Annotated in this window: 14 protein-coding genes; 7 read left to right on the top strand and 7 right to left on the bottom strand. The window is 71.4% G+C overall.

The annotated features are described in order from the left end of the window. Window positions 1-116: 116 nt before the first annotated feature. From ACWCHM_RS21560 to ACWCHM_RS21540, 5 genes are all read right to left on the bottom strand, one after another. Window positions 117-1,904 (bottom strand): alpha-amylase family glycosyl hydrolase, encoded by a 1,788-nt coding sequence (locus ACWCHM_RS21560; RefSeq protein WP_421489212.1) that lies wholly within the window; start codon window positions 1,902-1,904, stop codon window positions 117-119. After that, complete coding sequence (locus ACWCHM_RS21555; protein ID WP_454219554.1) at window positions 1,901-3,277, bottom strand: maltokinase N-terminal cap-like domain-containing protein; 1,377 nt, start codon at window positions 3,275-3,277, stop codon at window positions 1,901-1,903. Before ACWCHM_RS21555 ends, ACWCHM_RS21560 begins: the two co-directional genes overlap by 4 nt. Then, window positions 3,270-4,985, bottom strand: coding sequence for a maltose alpha-D-glucosyltransferase (gene treS / locus ACWCHM_RS21550; RefSeq protein WP_204956692.1), 1,716 nt, complete (start codon window positions 4,983-4,985; stop codon window positions 3,270-3,272). The genes ACWCHM_RS21555 and treS overlap by 8 nt, the downstream gene beginning before the upstream one ends. After that, window positions 4,982-6,946 (bottom strand): maltotransferase domain-containing protein, encoded by a 1,965-nt coding sequence (locus tag ACWCHM_RS21545; protein ID WP_454219552.1) that lies wholly within the window; start codon window positions 6,944-6,946, stop codon window positions 4,982-4,984. The genes treS and ACWCHM_RS21545 overlap by 4 nt, the downstream gene beginning before the upstream one ends. A 110-nt stretch (window positions 6,947-7,056) precedes the next feature. Then, window positions 7,057-7,905: a helix-turn-helix transcriptional regulator gene (locus ACWCHM_RS21540; protein WP_454219550.1), complete on the bottom strand. Its 849-nt coding sequence runs from the start codon at window positions 7,903-7,905 to the stop codon at window positions 7,057-7,059. A 357-nt stretch (window positions 7,906-8,262) separates the two neighbouring features. Here ACWCHM_RS21540 and ACWCHM_RS21535 point away from each other — a divergent pair, with 357 nt between their 5' ends. From ACWCHM_RS21535 to ACWCHM_RS21520, 4 genes are read left to right on the top strand one after another with little or no spacing between them, the layout of a single operon-like run. Continuing rightward, on the top strand, window positions 8,263-9,090 hold the full coding sequence (locus ACWCHM_RS21535; RefSeq protein ID WP_204956695.1) for a type 1 glutamine amidotransferase domain-containing protein: 828 nt from the start codon (window positions 8,263-8,265) through the stop codon (window positions 9,088-9,090). Beyond that, entirely contained in the window at window positions 9,087-10,730 is a 1,644-nt protein-coding gene (locus ACWCHM_RS21530) for a thiamine pyrophosphate-binding protein (protein ID WP_454219548.1), read from the top strand. The genes ACWCHM_RS21535 and ACWCHM_RS21530 overlap by 4 nt, the downstream gene beginning before the upstream one ends. Window positions 10,731-10,755: 25 nt before the next feature. Then, window positions 10,756-11,190, top strand: coding sequence for a nuclear transport factor 2 family protein (locus tag ACWCHM_RS21525; RefSeq protein WP_204956697.1), 435 nt, complete (start codon window positions 10,756-10,758; stop codon window positions 11,188-11,190). Next, a complete protein-coding gene (locus tag ACWCHM_RS21520; protein ID WP_454219546.1) occupies window positions 11,187-11,594 on the top strand; it encodes a hypothetical protein in 408 nt (135 codons plus the stop codon). The genes ACWCHM_RS21525 and ACWCHM_RS21520 overlap by 4 nt, the downstream gene beginning before the upstream one ends. Window positions 11,595-11,653: 59 nt before the next feature. On the opposite strand, the gene ACWCHM_RS21515 is transcribed toward ACWCHM_RS21520, so the two are convergent. Both ACWCHM_RS21515 and ACWCHM_RS21510 read right to left on the bottom strand, forming a co-directional pair. Beyond that, entirely contained in the window at window positions 11,654-12,487 is an 834-nt protein-coding gene (locus ACWCHM_RS21515; protein WP_454219544.1) for an SDR family NAD(P)-dependent oxidoreductase, read from the bottom strand. Between the two features lie 59 nt (window positions 12,488-12,546). Continuing rightward, on the bottom strand, window positions 12,547-12,933 hold the full coding sequence (locus tag ACWCHM_RS21510) for a winged helix-turn-helix transcriptional regulator (protein WP_454219542.1): 387 nt from the start codon (window positions 12,931-12,933) through the stop codon (window positions 12,547-12,549). 356 nt (window positions 12,934-13,289) lie between these two features. Between ACWCHM_RS21510 and ACWCHM_RS21505 the strand changes: the two genes are divergently transcribed. From ACWCHM_RS21505 to ACWCHM_RS21495, 3 genes are all read left to right on the top strand, one after another. Continuing rightward, window positions 13,290-14,120: a M23 family metallopeptidase gene (locus ACWCHM_RS21505; protein WP_454219540.1), complete on the top strand. Its 831-nt coding sequence runs from the start codon at window positions 13,290-13,292 to the stop codon at window positions 14,118-14,120. A 159-nt stretch (window positions 14,121-14,279) separates the two neighbouring features. Next, entirely contained in the window at window positions 14,280-15,545 is a 1,266-nt protein-coding gene (locus ACWCHM_RS21500) for an EI24 domain-containing protein (protein WP_454219538.1), read from the top strand. Between the two features lie 494 nt (window positions 15,546-16,039). Continuing rightward, entirely contained in the window at window positions 16,040-17,302 is a 1,263-nt protein-coding gene (locus ACWCHM_RS21495; RefSeq protein WP_421489203.1) for a DUF6357 family protein, read from the top strand. Window positions 17,303-17,381 lie beyond the last annotated feature (79 nt).

The following is a 17,381-nucleotide window of genomic DNA, read 5'->3' as shown; positions in this document are numbered from 1 at the left end:
GGCTCCGGCGTCGGCGGCGTGCCGGAAACTGGAAACGGGCGGGCCCCGTCATACCGACGAAGCCCGCCCGCGCGGTTCAGTGTTGCCCGGGGCGGTCAGGCCACCCAGGGCACCGTTCATCCTGGCATTGTAGGTGCCAGGTTGGTGCCTGCGGCGGTGAGCCAGACGACCGCACCCGGGGCGATCCCGGCCCCTGCGGGACGCCCCGGGCCCCCGTAGCGCTCGTCCGCCGTGTCCAGCAGGACCGACCACACCCGCGGGTCGGCGACCGCGTCCCAGCCGAGCGGCCGGTCGGTCAGGTTCGCCACGCAGAGCAGCACGCCGTCGCCGTGGTCGCGGGCGAACGCCAGCAGCGGCTCACCCGGGCCCGGACGCCGCCACCACCGCACCGGCTCCGGTCCGGCGGGCACCTGCTGGCAGATCCGGTTCAGCCTGGTGATCAGCCGGCCCATTCCCCGATACAGATCGCCGCCCGGGGCGTCGAGCAACGGCGACGGGTCCACGGGGGCCCACTCCCGCCAGGGTTCGGCACCGCCGTGCTCCGAGCCCATGAACAGCAGGGGCACCCCGGGTGTGGCGTACTGCAACGCCAGGAGGGCCCGCAGCGCCGCGGCGGCATCCGGGCCGTCGCCGTGCACGCGACGCCACAGCGGCTGGTGCGGCGCGGTGATCTCGTCATGGCTGACCGGCAGCACCACCGGGCGCGCGGCGGCGCGATCCACGGCGGCGGCGAGCGTTTCCCGCAGGTGTGGGCGCTGGTCCGGGCCGGCGGCGAAGTACGTGAAGGTGTCGTGCGCCCAGCCGAGGTCCCAGCACAGGTCGAAGCCGAGGCCACCGGCGTCCACCGGCTCCGTGACCCCGTCGGTCAGCCCTGCCTCCTCGGCGATCAGGAGCGCGCCGGGATGCCGGCGGCGTACCGTGCCGGTCAGCTCGCGCAGGAAGTCGATTCCGGGCCGGTCGAGCACGTCACCGCCGGCCCACCCGCCCGGTTCGCGCAGGAAGTCGCGGCGGGTGATCGAGCTGACCGCGTCGACGCGCAGCCCGTCGAAGTGGAACTCCTCCAGCCAGTAGAGCGCGCTGGCGACGAGGAAGTCACGCACCTGCGGGCGCTGGTAGTCGAACGTCTTGGTGCCCCAGAGCGGGTGCCATGCCCGGTCCGGGTCGGGCGGCTCGTACAGCGCACCGCCGTCGAAGTCGGCCAGCGACCAGTCGTCAGGTGCGAAGTGCGCCGGGACCCAGTCGAGCAGCACGCCGACACCTGCGGCGTGCAGCCGGTCGATCAGGTGGCGCAGCTCGTCCGCGCCGCCGAACCGTGCGCTGGGCGCGAAGTACGAACTGACCTGGTAGCCCCAGGAGCCGCCGTACGGGTGCTCGGTGACCGGCATCAGCTCCACGTGGGTGAAGCCGTACCGGCGCACGTACGGCACCAGGTCGTCGGCCAGCCGCCGGAACCCGCAGCCGGGACGCCAGGATCCGGCATGCACCTCGTACACCGAGACCGGGGTGTGCCGCTGTGGGCGTCCGGCGAGCCAGCCCGCGTCGGTCCACCGGTGCCGCGACGGGGCCGGGACCACCGACGTGTGCGGCTCCTCGGGTACGACCTCGCGGGCCCACGGGTCGGCCTTGTGCCGGACCGTGCCGTCGCGGCCGTGAACCTGGAACCGGTAGTGGACGCCGGGCCGGGCCTGCGGCACCACCGTGTCCCAACAACCGTCCTGCGAGCGGGCCATCGCCTCGTGGACCGCCCGGCCGCCCGGGTGCCACCAGACCAGATCGACGGCCTCGGCGGCCGGTGCCCACACCCGGAACCGGGTCGGCCCGCCGACGCCGTCCGGGTGCGCCCCCATCCGACGCCACAGGGCGTCCGGCCCCGCGTGCACGGCCGGTGCGGTACCGGCGCTCACTGCGGCATCCCGGCGCCGAGCCGGTCGAGCGTGGCGAGCGGGATGGGCAGCCAGGCGGGCCGGACGGTGGCCTCGTAGACCACCTCGTAGACGATCCGGTCCAGCACGTACCCCTCCAACAGTTGCTGGCTGCTCCCCGGATCGACGCCCGTGCTGTCCGCGTACCCGGCGCACAGCGCCTCGCGATTGAGCGCGGACCACTGGCTCAGGCGTCGGACCGCGTCCGCGTCCGGCGCTTCATCGCGTACCGGATAGTGGGTCGCGTAGTCGAGGGACCGCAGCAACCCGGCGACGTCGTACAGCGGCGAACGCGGCGCGCGACGCTGCGCGAGAGGCCGGGCCGGTTCACCCTCGAAGTCCAGCAGCCACCAGGTGTGCGAGGTGCGCAGCAGCTGACCCAGGTGCAGGTCGCCGTGCACCCGCTGGATGGGCACCGGCGTGGACAACCCGGCGAGGCGCCGGTACCGGGCGTGCAGGAACGGGGCGTGCGACCGCAGCGCGGGCACGACAGCGACGGCCTCGTCGAGGTGGGCGGCGAAGCCTGCGGCCACGTCTGCGGGGTCGGCGACGTCGACACCGAAGGCGGTACGTAGATCGGCGTGCACCTCACCGACCGCGGCTCCGATGCGGCGGGCCTCGAACTCGAAGTCGCCGCCCGAGCGCGCCACCGCCGCCGGAGCGTCGTCGGCCAGTACGTCGCGGACGCTGGCCAGGGCCATCGCCCAGCCGTCCACGGCGTGCGGGGCGTACCCGCTGAGCATGCCGAGGGTGGTCGGCTCACCCTGCAACTCGCCCTCCACGGCCCCGAGTAGCGGGGCGACGTGGTCGGAGCCCAGCCGGGTGAGTGCCCGGTGCAGCTCCAGGTCGAGATTCAGCCCCGGCTCGACCTGGCGGAAGATTTTCAGGATGACCTCGTCGTCGAACACGATCGAGGTGTTGCTCTGCTCGGCGGCCAGGACCCGCACGAGCGACGGTGCCGGCGGCCCGGGGTCCGACAGGGCGGCGGTCAGCCGCGGTCCGAGCCGGTCCGGCAGGCCGGTGCCGGGCTCGGGACGGAAGCGGTTGGTACCGCGCTCGACGCCGCCGGCTATCGCCCGCAACAGAGCCAGCGCGGCGGCCGGGACGTCAGCCGGGTACGACGGTACGGCGTCGAGCCCGGGTACCACCTGGTAGTACTGCGGGGCCCGGTCGTCGAATCGCACCTCGAGCAGATCGAGCCGGGCCGCCGGCCCGTCCCCGTCGCCGCCGAGCGGCACGGAACTGACCGGCCGCACCTCGCGGACGGCGTGGCCCTTGGCGCGGAACCACCGTTGCTCGGGTAACCAGGCGGCCAGGTGTGCCGCGTTGACCGGGGCGTGTGTCGGATCAGTCATCTCGACCCTCTTCGGTGGGACGCAGGGCGAACCAGTAGAAGCCGTGTCCGGGCATGGTGAGCACATAGCTGTCGGTGCCCGGGCTGGGGAACCGCACGCCGCCGATGAGTTCGGTCAGGCGGTGTCCGGCGTATGCGGACAGGTCCAGCTCGACCGGCTGGGCGAACCGCGAGAGGTTGTTGACGCACAGCACGACGTCCTCGGTGCCGTCCGCGTGGCGCAGCCGGCGCAGGTAGGCGAAGACGCTCGGGTTGGTGGCCTCCAGCTCGTGGAAGTCGCCGACGCCGAAGGTGCTGTGCCGCTTGCGGACGGCGAGCAACTGGCGGGTGAAGTGCAGCAGCGACGAGGTGTGGGCGAGCTGGTTCTCCACGTTGACCGACTGGTAGCTGTTGATGGGGCTGAGGACCAACGGCAGGTGCAGCTGCCCGGGGTCGCAGGAGGAGAAGCCGGCGTTGCGTTCCGGCGTCCACTGCATCGGGGTGCGCACGCCGTCGCGGTCGCCGAGCCAGATGTTGTCGCCCATGCCGATCTCGTCGCCGTAGTAGAGCACCGGCGAGCCGGGCAACGACAGCAGCAGAGCGGTGAACAGCTCGATCTGGTTGCGGTCGTTCTCCAGCAGCGGCGCGAGGCGGCGGCGGATGCCGATGTTGGCCCGCATCCTCGGGTCCTTGGCGTATTCGGCGTACATGTAGTCGCGTTCCTCGTCGCTGACCATTTCGAGCGTCAACTCGTCGTGGTTGCGCAGGAAGATGCCCCACTGCGCGCCGGAGGGGATTGCCGGCGTCTGCGCCAGGATCTCCGAGATGGGTAGCCGTGACTCGCGGCGGACCGCCATGAAGATGCGCGGCATCAGCGGGAAGTGGAACGCCATGTGGCACTCGTCGCCGCCGGTCGCCGGGTCGCCGAAGTACTCGACCACGTCGGCCGGCCACTGGTTCGCCTCGGCGAGCAGCACCCGGTCCGGGTACTCGTCGTCGATCACCTTGCGGATCAGGCGCAGGAAGGCATGGGTGGCCGGCAGGTTCTCACCGTTGGTGCCGTCGGCCTCGAACAGGTACGGCACCGCGTCCAGCCGGAAACCGTCGGTGCCCAGGTCGAGCCAGAAGCGCAGGACGTCGAGCATCGCCTCCTGCACGGCCGGGTTGTCGTAGTTGAGGTCCGGCTGGTGGCTGAAGAAGCGGTGCCAGTAGAACTGGTGCCGCACCGGGTCGTACGCCCAGTTGGAGGTCTCGGTGTCGACGAAGATGACCCGGGCGTCCGAGTACCGGTCGTCGCTGTCGTTCCAGACGTAGAAGTCGCCGTACGGCCCGTCGGGGTCGGTGCGCGACGCCTGGAACCAGGGGTGGCGGTCCGAGGTGTGGTTCATGACCATGTCGATGACCACCCGGATGCCCCGCTTGTGGGCCTCGTCCAGCAGGCGGACGTAGTCGTCGAGGGTGCCCAGTGCGGGATGCACCCGGCGGAAGTCGCTGATGTCGTAGCCGCCGTCGCGCAGCGGCGAGTGCAGGAACGGCGGCAGCCACAGACAGTCGATGCCGAGCCACTGGAGATAGTCCAGCCGCTCGGTCAGCCCGCGTAGGTCGCCCAGCCCGTCCCCGTTGCTGTCCTGGAAGGCACGCACCAGGACCTCGTAGAAGACGGCGGTGCGATACCACTCGGGTTCGGGGGCGACCATGGACACCTGAGCGGCCGGTGAGGTGGTGTTCATACCTGTTCCAGGGTGAAGAATCGGGCGACCGCCACGCCGGGATCGATGCGCACCACCGCGTTGTCGTGCCAGGTGCGGCTGCGGCCGGTGGCCAGATCCCGCAGGCGTAGCGGGCGGTCGGGTGACAGGCCCAGAGCCTGGGCGTCCAGCCGCAGCGGCGCCTGCCGGCGGCGGACGGGATCGAGGGTGACGACGCACAGGACGATCTCGCCGGTGCGGTCGTCCGTCTTGGAATAGGCGACGAGCTGGTCGTCCGCCACGTCGTGGAAGACCAGTCCGCGCTGCCGGCCGAGGGCGCGGTGCCGGTGCCGCAGCCGGTTCAGCCGGGTGATCCACGGCCGCAGCGAGGGCCGGGACTCGGCGTCGGCGGGCGGGCGGTAGTGCAGTTCGTACTTCTCGCTGTGCAGATAGTCCTCCCGGCCGGGACCGGCCGGGGTGTTCTCGTACAGTTCGAAGCCCGCATACATGCCCCAGGACGGACCGAGGGTGGCGGCCAGGGCCGCGCGGATGGCGAACATGGCCGGTGGCGCGCCGGCCAGGTGCCCCGGCAGGATGTCCGGGGTGTTGACCCACAGGTTGGGCCGCAGGTGGTCGGCGTCCGCGGTGAGCTCGCGCAGGTAGCCGGTCAGCTCCGCCTTGGTGGTCCGCCAGGTGAAGTAGGTGTAGGACTGGCTGAAGCCGACCTTGGCGAGCCCGTGCAGCACGGCGGGGCGGGTGAAGGCCTCGGAGAGGAAGACGACGTCCGGGTCGGCCTGCTTGACCCGCTCGATCAGCCACCGCCAGAAATCGAGCGGCTTCGTGTGCGGGTTGTCGACCCGGAAGATCCGGACGCCCTCGCCCACCCAGTGCAGCACCACCCGCAGGATCTCGGCACGCAGCCCGGCCGGGTCGTTGTCGAAGTTGAGCGGGTAGATGTCCTGGTACTTCTTCGGCGGGTTCTCCGCGTAGGCGATGCTGCCGTCGGCGCGGGTGGTGAACCACTCGGGATGCTCGGTGACCCAGGGATGGTCCGGGGCGCACTGCAGGGCGAGGTCCAACGCGACCTCCAGCCCGTGGTCGGCGGCGGCCCGGACGAAGGCCCGGAAGTCCGCGGCCGAGCCGAGGCGGGGGTGGATCGCGTCGTGGCCGCCCTCCCGGGCCCCGATCGCCCACGGGGAGCCGACGTCGCCGGGAAGGGCGGTCGCGGCGTTGTCCCGGCCCTTGCGCGCCGTCCGGCCGATCGGGTGGATCGGTGGCAGATAGAGGACGTCGAAGCCCATCGCCGCGATGCCGGGCAGGTGGGCGACGGCGGTACGCAGGTCGCCGTGCACCGGGCGGCCGTCGGGGTCGAGACCACCGGTGGAGCGCGGGAACAGCTCGTACCACGCGCCGGTCAACGCCCGCTCCCGCTCGACCAGCAGCCGCCGGGTGGGCCCGCGGGTGAGCAGCTCGCGCAGTGGGCGGGTGTCCATGATGTGCCGTACGGCGGCGTCCAGGGCGGGCCCGGTCCGCTGCGGCAGGGCGGCGTGCCGGTCCCGCAGGGCCCGCGCCGCCGCGCGCAGACGACGGCCGTCCGCGCCCGGCACCCGGCGTGCCGCCCGCAGCAGCAGCAGTTCCCCCTCGGCCAGCTCGTTGGCCAGTTCGTCGGCCGGGAAGCCGGCGGCCAGCTTCGTGGTCAGCGCGTCGAGCCAGGTGTGCCAGGGTGCGCTGTAGGCATCCACCCGGTAGGTCCAGTAGCCGCTGCGGTCCGGGACCAGGGCGCCCGTCCAGCGGTCCAGGCCCGCGTCGGTCAGCTCCATCGGCCGACGGTGTTCCCCGCGTTCGCCGGGGCGGTGCCACACCAGTTCGGCACGGACCGCGTCGTGGCCCTCCCGGTAGACGGTCGCTCCCACGTCGACCCGTTCGCCGACGACTGCCTTGGCCGGGAAGCGGCCGGCCCCCACGGCCGGGACGACGTCCTCAATGGCCAGTCTCAGACTCACGTCTGCTCCTTCGCTGTCGGTGTGTCACCGACAGTGCGGAGCGGCGCGGGGTCACGGCCAATAACGGGTGCTCGTTGTGTCGACTACCGACACGTGTAACCCGGGGCGGGTCAGGTCACGGCGGCCAGAAGGTCGCTCAGCGCCCGCGCGTCCGCATCGTGCACCGGGGTCTGCAGGACCATGGTGAGCTGTGGGTGCTCCACCAGCCGCAGGTGGGACAGGTCCAGCTCCAGCGCGCCGGCCCGGGGGTGCGCGAGCCGGTTCACCGCCATGCTGAACTCCGCCACCGGATAGGACTCCCACCAGCCCAGGAAATCGGTGCTGTCGCGGGACAACCGGTCGACGACCTGGGCGAAGCGGGGGTCGCCCGGGTATTGCCCGGCGGCGGCCCGGAACTGCGCCACGATCATGCGGGCGGTCTCGTCCCAGTCGAGCAGCAGCCGGCGTACGCCCGGATCGCGGAACAGCAGCAGCACCAGGTTGCGCTCGTCCTCCGGGATCTCGGCGAAGTCGAGCCACAGTGCGGACTGGGCGGCGTTCCAGGCCAGCACGTCGAACCGATGGTCGATGATGTAGGCCGGGTTGGGCTTGACCGCGTCCAGCATGCGCTGCACCGCCGCCAGCACCGGCTTGTCGTCGCCCGGTGCGGGCGGCAGCGACAGGCTGGCCAGCACGAACAGGTGCCGACGGTGTTCGTCGCCCAGCCGCAGCGCCGTCGCCAGCGCGTCGATGACCTGACGCGAGGCGGGGATGGCCCGGCCCTGCTCAAGCCACGTGTACCAGGTCAGGCCCACGCCGGACAGCTGCGCCACCTCCTCGCGGCGCAACCCCGGGGTCCGGCGTCGGTTGACGCCGTCGGGTAGGCCCACGTCACCCGGCTTCAGCTCCGCCCGCCGTGCCCGCAGAAAGGCCGCCAGCTCCTTGCGGCGTGCCGCGTCGTCCATTGTCCTGGCCCCCATCATCGACCCCACGCAGGCTTTTTCCTCGATACTAGCAAGGCTGATACCAGTATATCTGGCCCCTTGTTGCAGATGGGTACCGCAATGTATGGCGGGTTCGCCCGTAGCGAACGCCACGACCGACCATAATCGATGATTTGGCAGTTCCGGGCGTGAATGCGCAAATGCTTCACCGGCTCCGTGAGTCCTGTTCAACTGCGATTCCGTGTAGTCGCTGAACTTGTTCGCGGAAGGGGCCGCAGTCATGGCTTCCGACGCAGTCCGTCGCTTAACTCGGAAGGGCAAGGCGAACAACGGAGCCGCCGACGAACGCAGCGGCGAGGTTGTCCAGTTCGCACAAACCCAAAGGGAGCTCTAATGAGCAGACGGATTCTCGTCGTACTCTCCGAGTACGGCTACTGGGCAGAGGAACTGGTCGGGCCGGTCGAGGCATTCGACAGCGCCGGCTACCAGGTCACCTTCGCCACGGCGAACGGGCGCCGGGCGCACGCACTGCCGCCGAGCCTGGACCCCGACTACATCGACCCCCCGCTGGGCCGCTCGGTCACCACCGTGGACATGGCCAACCGTGGCCGCCGGCTGGACGAGTCATCCCGGCTGGACAACCCGCTGAGCATCGCGGATCTGATCCCCGAACGCCCGTATCTCAGCTCGCTCAACCCGCTGCGCCGGCTCGAGGAGTACTACCGCGAGCTCAGTGCCTCGGTCGGTGACCTGGTCGCCAGCTTCGACGCCCTGGTGCTGGTCGGCGGCAGCGGACCGATCGTCGACATGGCCAACAACGAACGCCTGCACGAGGTCGTACTCGGTTTCGTGGCCGCGGACAAGCCCATTCTCGCGGAATGCTACGGCGTTACGGTGCTCGCCTTCGCCCGGGACCTGGAGACGCGGGCCAGCATCATCGCGGGCAAGCATGTGACCGGGCACCCCAAGGAGTACGACTACAAGGACGGAACCGGCTTTCTGGGCGTCGAGTTCAACATGGGCCCGCCGCCGTACCCGCTGGAGTACATCCTGCGCGACGCCACCGGACCGGGCGGACAATTCCACGGCAACGTCGGCAAGGAACTGTCGGTCATCGTCGACTACCCCTTCATCACCGCGCGTTCGACGCCGGACTCGGCGCTGGCCGGCGCCAAGCTGGTCGAGACGCTGGAGCAGGGATTGCGGCGGGACGGCTGGTGAGCACGGCGGGCACGGGCCACGGTCCGGCCGGACGGGCACGGACCGGCAAGGCGGCCCTCGTGGAGCAGTTCGCCGCGGACGGCCTGACCTACATGTTCGGCAATCCGGGCACCGTGGAACAGGGGCTGATCGACGAGGTCACCGACTCGGAGATCGACTACCTGCTCACTCTGCACGAGTCGGTGGCGGTGGGCATGGCCGACGGGTACGCCCGGGCCACCCAGCGCCCCGCCCTGGTCCAGCTCCACAGCGGCGTCGGGCTCGGTAACGGCATCGGCATGCTCTACCAGGCCAAACGGGGGGGATCACCGCTGGTGGTGCTGGCCGGGGAGGCCGGAGTGCGGTACGACGCGATGGACTCGCAGATGGCCGCCGACCTGGTCGCGATGGCCCGTCCGGTCACCAAGTACGCGACCCGGGTGATCGACCCGGCCTCGCTGCTGCGGGTGATGCGGCGGGCCGTGAAGATCGCGATGACCCCACCCCGGGGCCCGGTGCTGGTCGTGGTGCCGGCCGACGTGCTGGACGCCAACGTCACCGATCCCGTGGTGCCGACGGTCATCCCGGACACCCGGGTGCTGCCCGAGCCCGCCGTGCTCGCTGCGGCCGCCGAGATCCTGGCCGCCGGCCGTCGGCCGCTCGTGCTCTTCGGCGACGGCGTCGCCACCAGCGGCGCCCAACGGGAGTTGGCCGCGGTCGCCGAGCTGCTCGGCGCGCCCATGTGGGGAGTGAACTCCTCGGAGGTCAACGTCGACAGTCGACATCCGCTGTACGGCGGGCAACTCGGGCACATGTTCGGCGCGGACAGTGCCCGGACGGTGGCGGACGCCGACACGGTGCTCATCGTCGGCACCTACGTCTTTCCCGAGGTGTTCCCCGAGCTGACGAGCCCGTTCGCGCCGGACGCCCGGATCGTGCACGTCGATCTGGACGCGTACGAGATCGCCAAGAACCACCCGGTCGAGCTGGGTGTCGTCGCTGACCCGAGGCTCACCCTCGCCGGCCTGGCCGCCCGGTTGGACCGGCCGGGCCGGCAGCGACCACCGCGCTGGGACGGCGCGGCACCGCCCGGCGACGAACCGGGCGACGACGCGGGACTGATGAACCGGTTCGTCAGGACGCTGGTCCGCCGGGCACCGGACGACCTGGTGATCTTCGACGAGGCGCTGACCGAGTCGGGTCCGCTGGCGGTGCACGCACCGCCGCGGGTGCCGGGCCGGTTCTTCCAGACCCGGGGCGGTTCGCTCGGGGTCGGCATCCCCGGCGCGCTCGGCGTCAAGCTGGCCCGCCCGAGTCAGCAGGTGGTGGGCTTCACCGGCGACGGCGGCAGCATGTACACGATCCAGGCGCTGTGGACGGCCGCTCGGCACGACATCGGTGCCAAGTTCGTGATCTGCAACAACCGCCGCTACCGCCTGCTCGACCTCAACATCGAGCAGTACTGGCGGGATGGGGGCATCCCCGCCCACCTGCACCCGGACGCGTTCGACCTGTCCCGGCCCGCCATCGACTTCGCCGCGCTCTCCCGCTCGCTCGGGGTGCCCGCGCAGCGGGTGAGCACCCCACAGGAGGTGCCGGCCGCAGTCGAGGAACTGCTCGCCACCCCCGGCCCGTTCCTCATCGATCTGGTCACCGACTGACCACCGTCACCCGAAGGAGCAGACCATGCCCGACGCCCTGAGCGTCGAAGCCGTCCAACGGTTCGTCCAGGACTGGTACGACGCCCTGGACCGGCACGACCCGATCGACGCCGTGGTGCCGTACCTGGCCGACAACGGCCTCACCATGCAGTTCCCGGAGGCGACCCTGCGCACCGAGGACGACTTCCGCGGCTGGTACGACACCGTCACCCACCGGTTCTTCGACGAGATCCACGAGGTCAAGCGAGCCGACGTCGAGCTGCTCTCGCCGCTGCATGCCGACGTCTCGGTCCTGGTCAACTGGCAGGCCCGGGTGTGGAACCCGCCTGCGGCGACCAGCGAGTGGCTCGGCTTCGACGCCAGCCAGACCTGGTCGGTCGTCCTGCAGGACGGCCAGCCCCGGATCCGTTCCTACGCGGTGGACGACCTGGCCCCGATGCCGGGTTCCGCCCAACTGTGACCGCCGCACGCCGGCAACCGGTCATGTGGCGGCAACTGCACGACGCCGCCCTGCACCGCTCGTATGTCACCACCGTACCGGTCCGGCTGCCGGGCACCGTGGCCGGCTCCGGCGGCGGAGCCGACTGCCTGCTCGTGGCCGTCTGGTCGGCGGCGGCCACCAGCGCGGCCAACTTCTGGCTGACCGGCCTGCCGGAGTCGCAGGTGGGTCACGTGCTCACCCTGGCCCAACTCGCCGCGCGCCGCGAGCGGGACGTCGACACGCTGAGCGAAGGGTACGGCCTGCTGGACTTCGAGGGCCGCTCGTCGCGTGGCTGGCACCACCACATGACGCTCGTTTCGGCCGCCTATGCCTTCGCCCAGCTGGGGACCTGCTCCCAGCAGCAGGAGCAGAGGGTCGGCTGAGCGCGGGCGCCCGGGCGCCGCGACCGGACCGGCAACCGGTCGCGGCGTCCGAGGCCAGCTCATCCGAAGGACAGGACCCTCCGGTGCTGCACCAGCTCACCGGCCGGGGGAGTGCTGCCGGCCGGCCGGGTGGCCAGCCAGAGGACGTCGCGGGCCGCCTCGTCCGGGCTCTGCGCCGACGACATGTCATCGAACCAGGGGCGCGAGGCATCGGTGTCGACCAGGCCGGGACACACCGCGCCGACGTAGACGTCGTGCCCGGGCCGGTCGCGCTCCATCATCCGGGCGGCCACCCGGGCCGACGCCACCTGGCCGACCTTCGACGGAATGTTGATCCAGCTCGGCCAGCCCCGGGCCTCGGCCTCGCCCTTCTGCACCAGGCGGACGTATTCGTCCATCACGTTCTCGACGTCCTCCAGGCTCATCCGGTCGGTGTCGAAGGCGCTCCACAGCGGTCTGGGCAGGTGCCGCCGCGAGCCGAACGAACTGGCCACCACCAGCACCCGGGCGTGCTCGTTGAGGATCGGCAGGAAGTGGTGCAGCATGCGATACGTGCCGTGGTTGTTGGTGTCCACGAACTCGGCCACCTGCTCGGCGGGGGGTAGTTCCCGCGAGATCCGGGCCGCGGCATTGGAGATCAGCACGTCCAGCCCGCCGTGCCGCTCGCGAATCATGTCGGCCGCCGCCGCGACGCTGGCCTCCACCGTCACGTCCAGCGGGTGCAGCCGCGGGGCGAGACCCTCGGCACGCAACAGCTCCACCGCCTGCTCACCACGCGCCGGGTCGCGGGCCGTCAGGTAGACCTGCGCCTCGGGCCCCAACTCCCGGCACAGCGCCCGCACCAGGGCCAGGCCCAGCCCTTGATTGCCGCCCGTCACCAACGCGACCGCCATCTGCCGCTCTCCCCCATCGCGCTGCCACATCCGTCTCCTCCACGGTAGACGGCGCGCGATTACCCCGAGGTAACCGCGACGGCGTCGGTCTGCTCCCCCTGGGCCTCCAGCACGTCCGACCCGTGTCGCTCGGCCCAGCGAGACAGCATCTCCACCGGCTCTACCAGGGTCTGCCCCAGCGGGGTCAACTCGTACTGCGTGATTGACGGCTGCTCGGGCAACGCCGAGCGCCCGACCAATCCGTGCCGCTGCAGTCGCCGCATCGTCTGGGCGAGCACCTTGGACGACACGCCACCGATCAGCGCCTTCAACTCGTTGTGCCGCCGGGGACCCTGACTGAGCCCGTAGATGACCACTACGGACCACTTGTCCGCCAGCAGCTCGATGGCCAGCCGTGCCGGGCAGTCCGCCAGGAAGACGTTCCCCGGCCGTATTAATACGCCCACGCAGGCATAGTACCCGCAGCGTGAGAAAACCGTGTTGTTAAGGTCACTCTCCGGAGCGGGAGGAGGCCCTCCTTCGCGGTGCGGGTAGGCCGCCGACCCTCGGTCATCCTGGCTTGACGAGTCCACCGCAACCGGAAGCCCTCACGCCTGCGCCGCCCGGCTCGCCCCCGTCATCCACGCCTTCTCTGCACTCTGCGCCGTGCGGTCCGGTCGGTCGGCAGCGGGTGGCCGAGGCGGGTGGGGAAGCTCGGTCGCGGGGGTGGCGCACGGCGGAAGTGGAAAGGGTGGGCGCACGGCGTGACGGATATCCGAAGGACGACCTTGCCCCGCGCCGGACGGGGCCGTAGGTTGCATTGATGATCCTGAGTGGGCGGCCGGGCTCCGGCTCTCCTTGCGATGCTGGTCACGGCGGCCCGCGGCCCGAGGACCTCGGTGGGATCGCCTACCTGCGGGGGCTCACCAGACGTGGGTTCATCACGGCCGCGGCGTTGGCGGCGTCGGGGGTGTCGGCCGCCTTCGCGGTGCTGCCCGATGCCGCTCGGGCCGCCGGCAACTATCAGCGGCCGTGCGGGAACGTCCGGATCTCCAGTTCGTGGCAGGACCACCGGAGCCGCACGCCGCCCTCGGGTGAGCCGGGCACCGACTACGCGGTCGGCGCGGGGACCCCCGTGGTGGCCGCGGCGAACGGCACGATCCGTCTGGTGAAGACGGACACCTCGACCGCGGCCGGACGCGTGGTGGGGATGGCCCACGACGACGGTAACTACACCCGGCACCTGCACCTGTCGCGGATCGCCGTCGCCACCGGCCAACGCGTCTCCCGGGGCCAGACGATCGCGTACTCCGGCTCCTCGGCGAACGGCAGCGAGTCCGGCGTGGGGCCGCACGTGCACACGAGCCTCTGGCTGAACACCGGCGCTCCGACGAACTTCGGCGCGACCGTCGACTTCGAGAACCATGTCGGGGACGCCACCGACCCGAACCCACCGGACCAGGAGGTTGATGAAGTGTTCATCGCGAACGTGCGGGGCAGCTGGTATCTCGTCGTCCCGCAGGGCACCGCCAAGCCGCGGGCGGTGGTCCTCGGTGGCGACAGCAACGCCGCCGCCGCCGGCCTGCCCGTGCTGAACTTCACCTGGGATCCGTCGATCAACGCGCTCCGGGCGGCGGTCGACGGCATCGGTTGATCTCCGCCGGCGTCCACCGGTCGCTCGGCCGTACCAACCCCCGGATCCTCCGGGGGCCGTTCGCGGTAGGCCGCGGACGGGGTGGCGGGCGGCACCCCGGGGTCGTTAGTGTCCTCAATGGACGGCAATCCGGTGGTGCGGGCATGATCGGCTACCGCCATGGGGCTGCTGAGAAGCCTTTCGGCTTCCAGGGCTCGCCGCCCGCCGTGTCGATCGAACCCCTGGAGGGCCTGGCGCATGGATCCGCAGCCGCGTCCGTTTCCGCCTGGTGATCCGCCGGCCGCCCAGGTCCTCCCGTCGGTCTATGGCTTCCCTCAGGCCCACGAGGTCCCGTCGAGTGCGCAGTTGGCACCGGTGGTACCGGGGAGACGGGCGGCGTCGGCTGCGGTCGGGCCGATCACCCGGGCCGGGGCCGGTCCGGCAGCAGCCCGGATGGCGGGGGTCGCCGGGCATGCCGTGGGGGTCGCGGGATACCAGACCCTGCGTGGGGCCAAGGCGGCCGGTACCGGTATCAGACGTTATTTCATCGGTGTCGGGTACTTCTTTCGCGGTGCCAAGCTGTTCGTCACCACGCCCGGCCTCTGGACGTTCGTGCTGCTCCCGCTCACCCTGACCGGCCTGGCGCTGCTGGGGTTGCAGGAAGCCACCGGGCTGCTGGTCGAGCGTCTCACCGGGTGGCTGCTCGGGTTCGCATCCGGCTGGCCCGAGGTCGTGCGATGGATCGTCGACAAGGTGCTGTGGGTCGCGGTCAGCCTCTTCCTGCACGGCGCGGTGACCGCGCTCACTGTTCCGCTGACCATGCTGTTCGGTGCGGCGTTCTTCCCGGCCCTGACCCGCGACGTGATCCGGCGCACCGGCGGGACGAACCAGGGCGCACCGTCGTGGTACCGCTCGGCGGCGGTCTGCCTGCGTCAGACGGTCGTCGTCACCCTGGTTCTGCACCTGGGCTGGCTGATCGTTCTGCCGCTGCTGTGGATTCCCGGCGTGAATCTCGTCGTGGCCTTCGGGGGCGGTCTGCTGTTCAACGGCTTTCTGATCGGTTCGCTGGTGCTCGCCGTGCCGCTGCACCATCATGGCGTGCGGGGCGTCGGCGAGCAGATGCGCTTCGCCTGGCGGAACCTCGGCTTCACGCTCGGCTTCGGCATGACCAGCATCTGCGTCCTGATTCTGCCCGTGTTGTCGCTGCGGATGCTCACGCTGCTGCCGATCAGCCCGGTGTTCGCGGTTCCGGGCATCGCCCTGTACCTGCTGACCGCACCCTCGACCCTGGTCGGGGCGGTCCTGCTGCACCAGCGGATCGAGTCGGCCGGCAAAGCCGGAGCGGCCGGCGGCATCGACCATGCCGGGAGCGTCCGGGCACCCGGGAACGCGTGGTCGACCCGGCCCAGCGCATTGCCGGCCGCGAATCCTGCGCCCCGGGCCTGACACGACGAGCTGATCAACCGGGTGGACCACCCTTCGCGCGGTCACCTCACCCCTGGTTCCCCGTCGGTGCTGGTGGGCGCTTGATCACCAGCACCGGACGAGCGGGCCGGGCATGCCTATGATCAGGACCGCAGGCATGTCCGCGCTGGTCCACCCCCTGGTGGAGCTGTCACCCACGATCGAAGGACGCCCATGGCCCGCCCGTACGCGCCCGGACTGAATCGGTTCGTCTTCACCGCCGAGGTGGCGGGGCAGAGTGTGGTGCTCATGCCCCGGGCGGGGGTGATCTCCCGGATCAGGCAGGGGGAGCAGCCCTGGTCGGAACACCTTCGGACCGGCCGGGCCAACCGCTGCCTTCCGGGTGCGCACCGGGCCACGCCGCGACGCCGAGTGCGCCAGGTGGTCGTGAGCAGCGGGTGCCGGGTGGGTCGCGCAACGCCCTGGGCCCGCAGCGGCCGGGTCCGGCCGCTGCCGGTGCGCGGGAGGTCGGAGCGGTGAGAGAGGTCGTCTTCGCGCGCCGTGGCAGCGGCTGGCTTCCGCAGGTGATCCGTACGGACGGTGAGCTGAGGCTGAGGCTCGCCGCCGGGGCCGACGTCAACCACGAGCCCCGGACGTTCACGGTCCCGATCGGCGCGGCCCATCTCGCGGTGATCCGGGAGGACCTGGCCCGACACCTGCTGCTGTCCAGTGCGCTCCTGCCGCTGTGCGACGCCGCCGGGACCGGGGGTGGGCTCGACGGGGACGCCGCCGTCGCCCTGCTGGACCCGGTGCTGCTCTCCGCGCCTGCGGACGTCGATGCGCTCTTCCGGCGTATCGAATGGGACCGGAGCCGGCTCGTCGCCCATGGGGCCGACCTCGACCTCCTGGAGCGCGGTCAGGTCTGCGCGGCGATGCGGGCCGCGACGGAGACACCGGACGAGAGCCGTGCCCAGGAGTACCACGCGGCCCGCCGTCGCGCCGAGCGCGGGGTGGTCCTCGGGCCCCTCGATGCGGGGGTCCTGCGGTTCACGGGCCAGTACCTGCACGGCGCGACGCTGCCCAGGCGGCTGCCCGATGCCGTCGACCCTGCCCTGCTGCCCCAGGTCATGCAGGTGATCGCCACCGCGGAGCAGGCGTGCGCCGGGATGCGGATCGGCCTCGATCCGCGCCGGGGGAAGCGGGCGACCGACAAGCGCGACTGGGAACGGATGACGGCGACCGTCGACGCGGCCGTACGCCGGGCGTACCCCGATCTCGTCGACGACGCGGTGCGGACGGTGAGTTTCCTGATGTGCTCGGAGGCTGCGGACCGCGCCCGGAACAGCCGGGCGGACGACGACGAGGCTGCCGACGAACACCCGGGGGTGGACGACGGCGCGCGGAAGACCGCCCTGTCGTTCACCGATGACAAGGGTGACGCGCAGACGTGGCTGCGGGGCGGTCCCCGTACCGCCTCCGCCGCCTTCTGGGACTTCGTCGCCGATCGCTCCGCCGGCGACAACGAGGTGTTCACCATCGAGGACGAGGAGCGGGGCGAGGGCATCCAGCTGCACTTCTATGCCGACTCCATCGCCCGGATCACGACGGTGCGGCCCGGGGCGGCGGGGTCGGCTCCGCAGTACCGGGTCGAGTACCGCCTGGTCGACGGGATCGGCGGGTACCGGACCCTGGTCGGGGTCTTCGTCCGTGGTGGTTGCGCCGCACTCGACCGGCACGGCCCGTGGACGCCGGATGTCGCCGAGATCGAGCGGGCGCGTCGTCGGCGCGACGACGGGTAGTCCCGGAGGGGAACCCACCCGCGCCGCTGCGTTCTCGACATCGGCGTCTCACGATGCGTGGAATTGATCGACATGGTTC

Source organism: Micromonospora sp. SCSIO 07396, from assembly GCF_053667945.1.
This window is presented reverse-complemented; position numbering and strand designations above follow the sequence as displayed.

What these genes read in the sequence shown, in the direction of transcription:
- ACWCHM_RS21535 (WP_204956695.1), top strand. Translation starts at nt 8,263, where the DNA reads ATGAGCAGACGGATTCTCGTCGTACTCTCCGAGTACGGCTACTGGGCA.
- ACWCHM_RS21500 (WP_454219538.1), top strand. Translation starts at nt 14,280, where the DNA reads ATGGGGCTGCTGAGAAGCCTTTCGGCTTCCAGGGCTCGCCGCCCGCCG.
- ACWCHM_RS21515 (WP_454219544.1), bottom strand. Translation starts at nt 12,487, where the DNA reads ATGGCGGTCGCGTTGGTGACGGGCGGCAATCAAGGGCTGGGCCTGGCC.
- ACWCHM_RS21555 (WP_454219554.1), bottom strand. Translation starts at nt 3,277, where the DNA reads ATGACTGATCCGACACACGCCCCGGTCAACGCGGCACACCTGGCCGCC.
- treS (WP_204956692.1), bottom strand. Translation starts at nt 4,985, where the DNA reads ATGAACACCACCTCACCGGCCGCTCAGGTGTCCATGGTCGCCCCCGAA.
- ACWCHM_RS21505 (WP_454219540.1), top strand. Translation starts at nt 13,290, where the DNA reads ATGATCCTGAGTGGGCGGCCGGGCTCCGGCTCTCCTTGCGATGCTGGT.
- ACWCHM_RS21540 (WP_454219550.1), bottom strand. Translation starts at nt 7,905, where the DNA reads ATGGGGGCCAGGACAATGGACGACGCGGCACGCCGCAAGGAGCTGGCG.
- ACWCHM_RS21525 (WP_204956697.1), top strand. Translation starts at nt 10,756, where the DNA reads ATGCCCGACGCCCTGAGCGTCGAAGCCGTCCAACGGTTCGTCCAGGAC.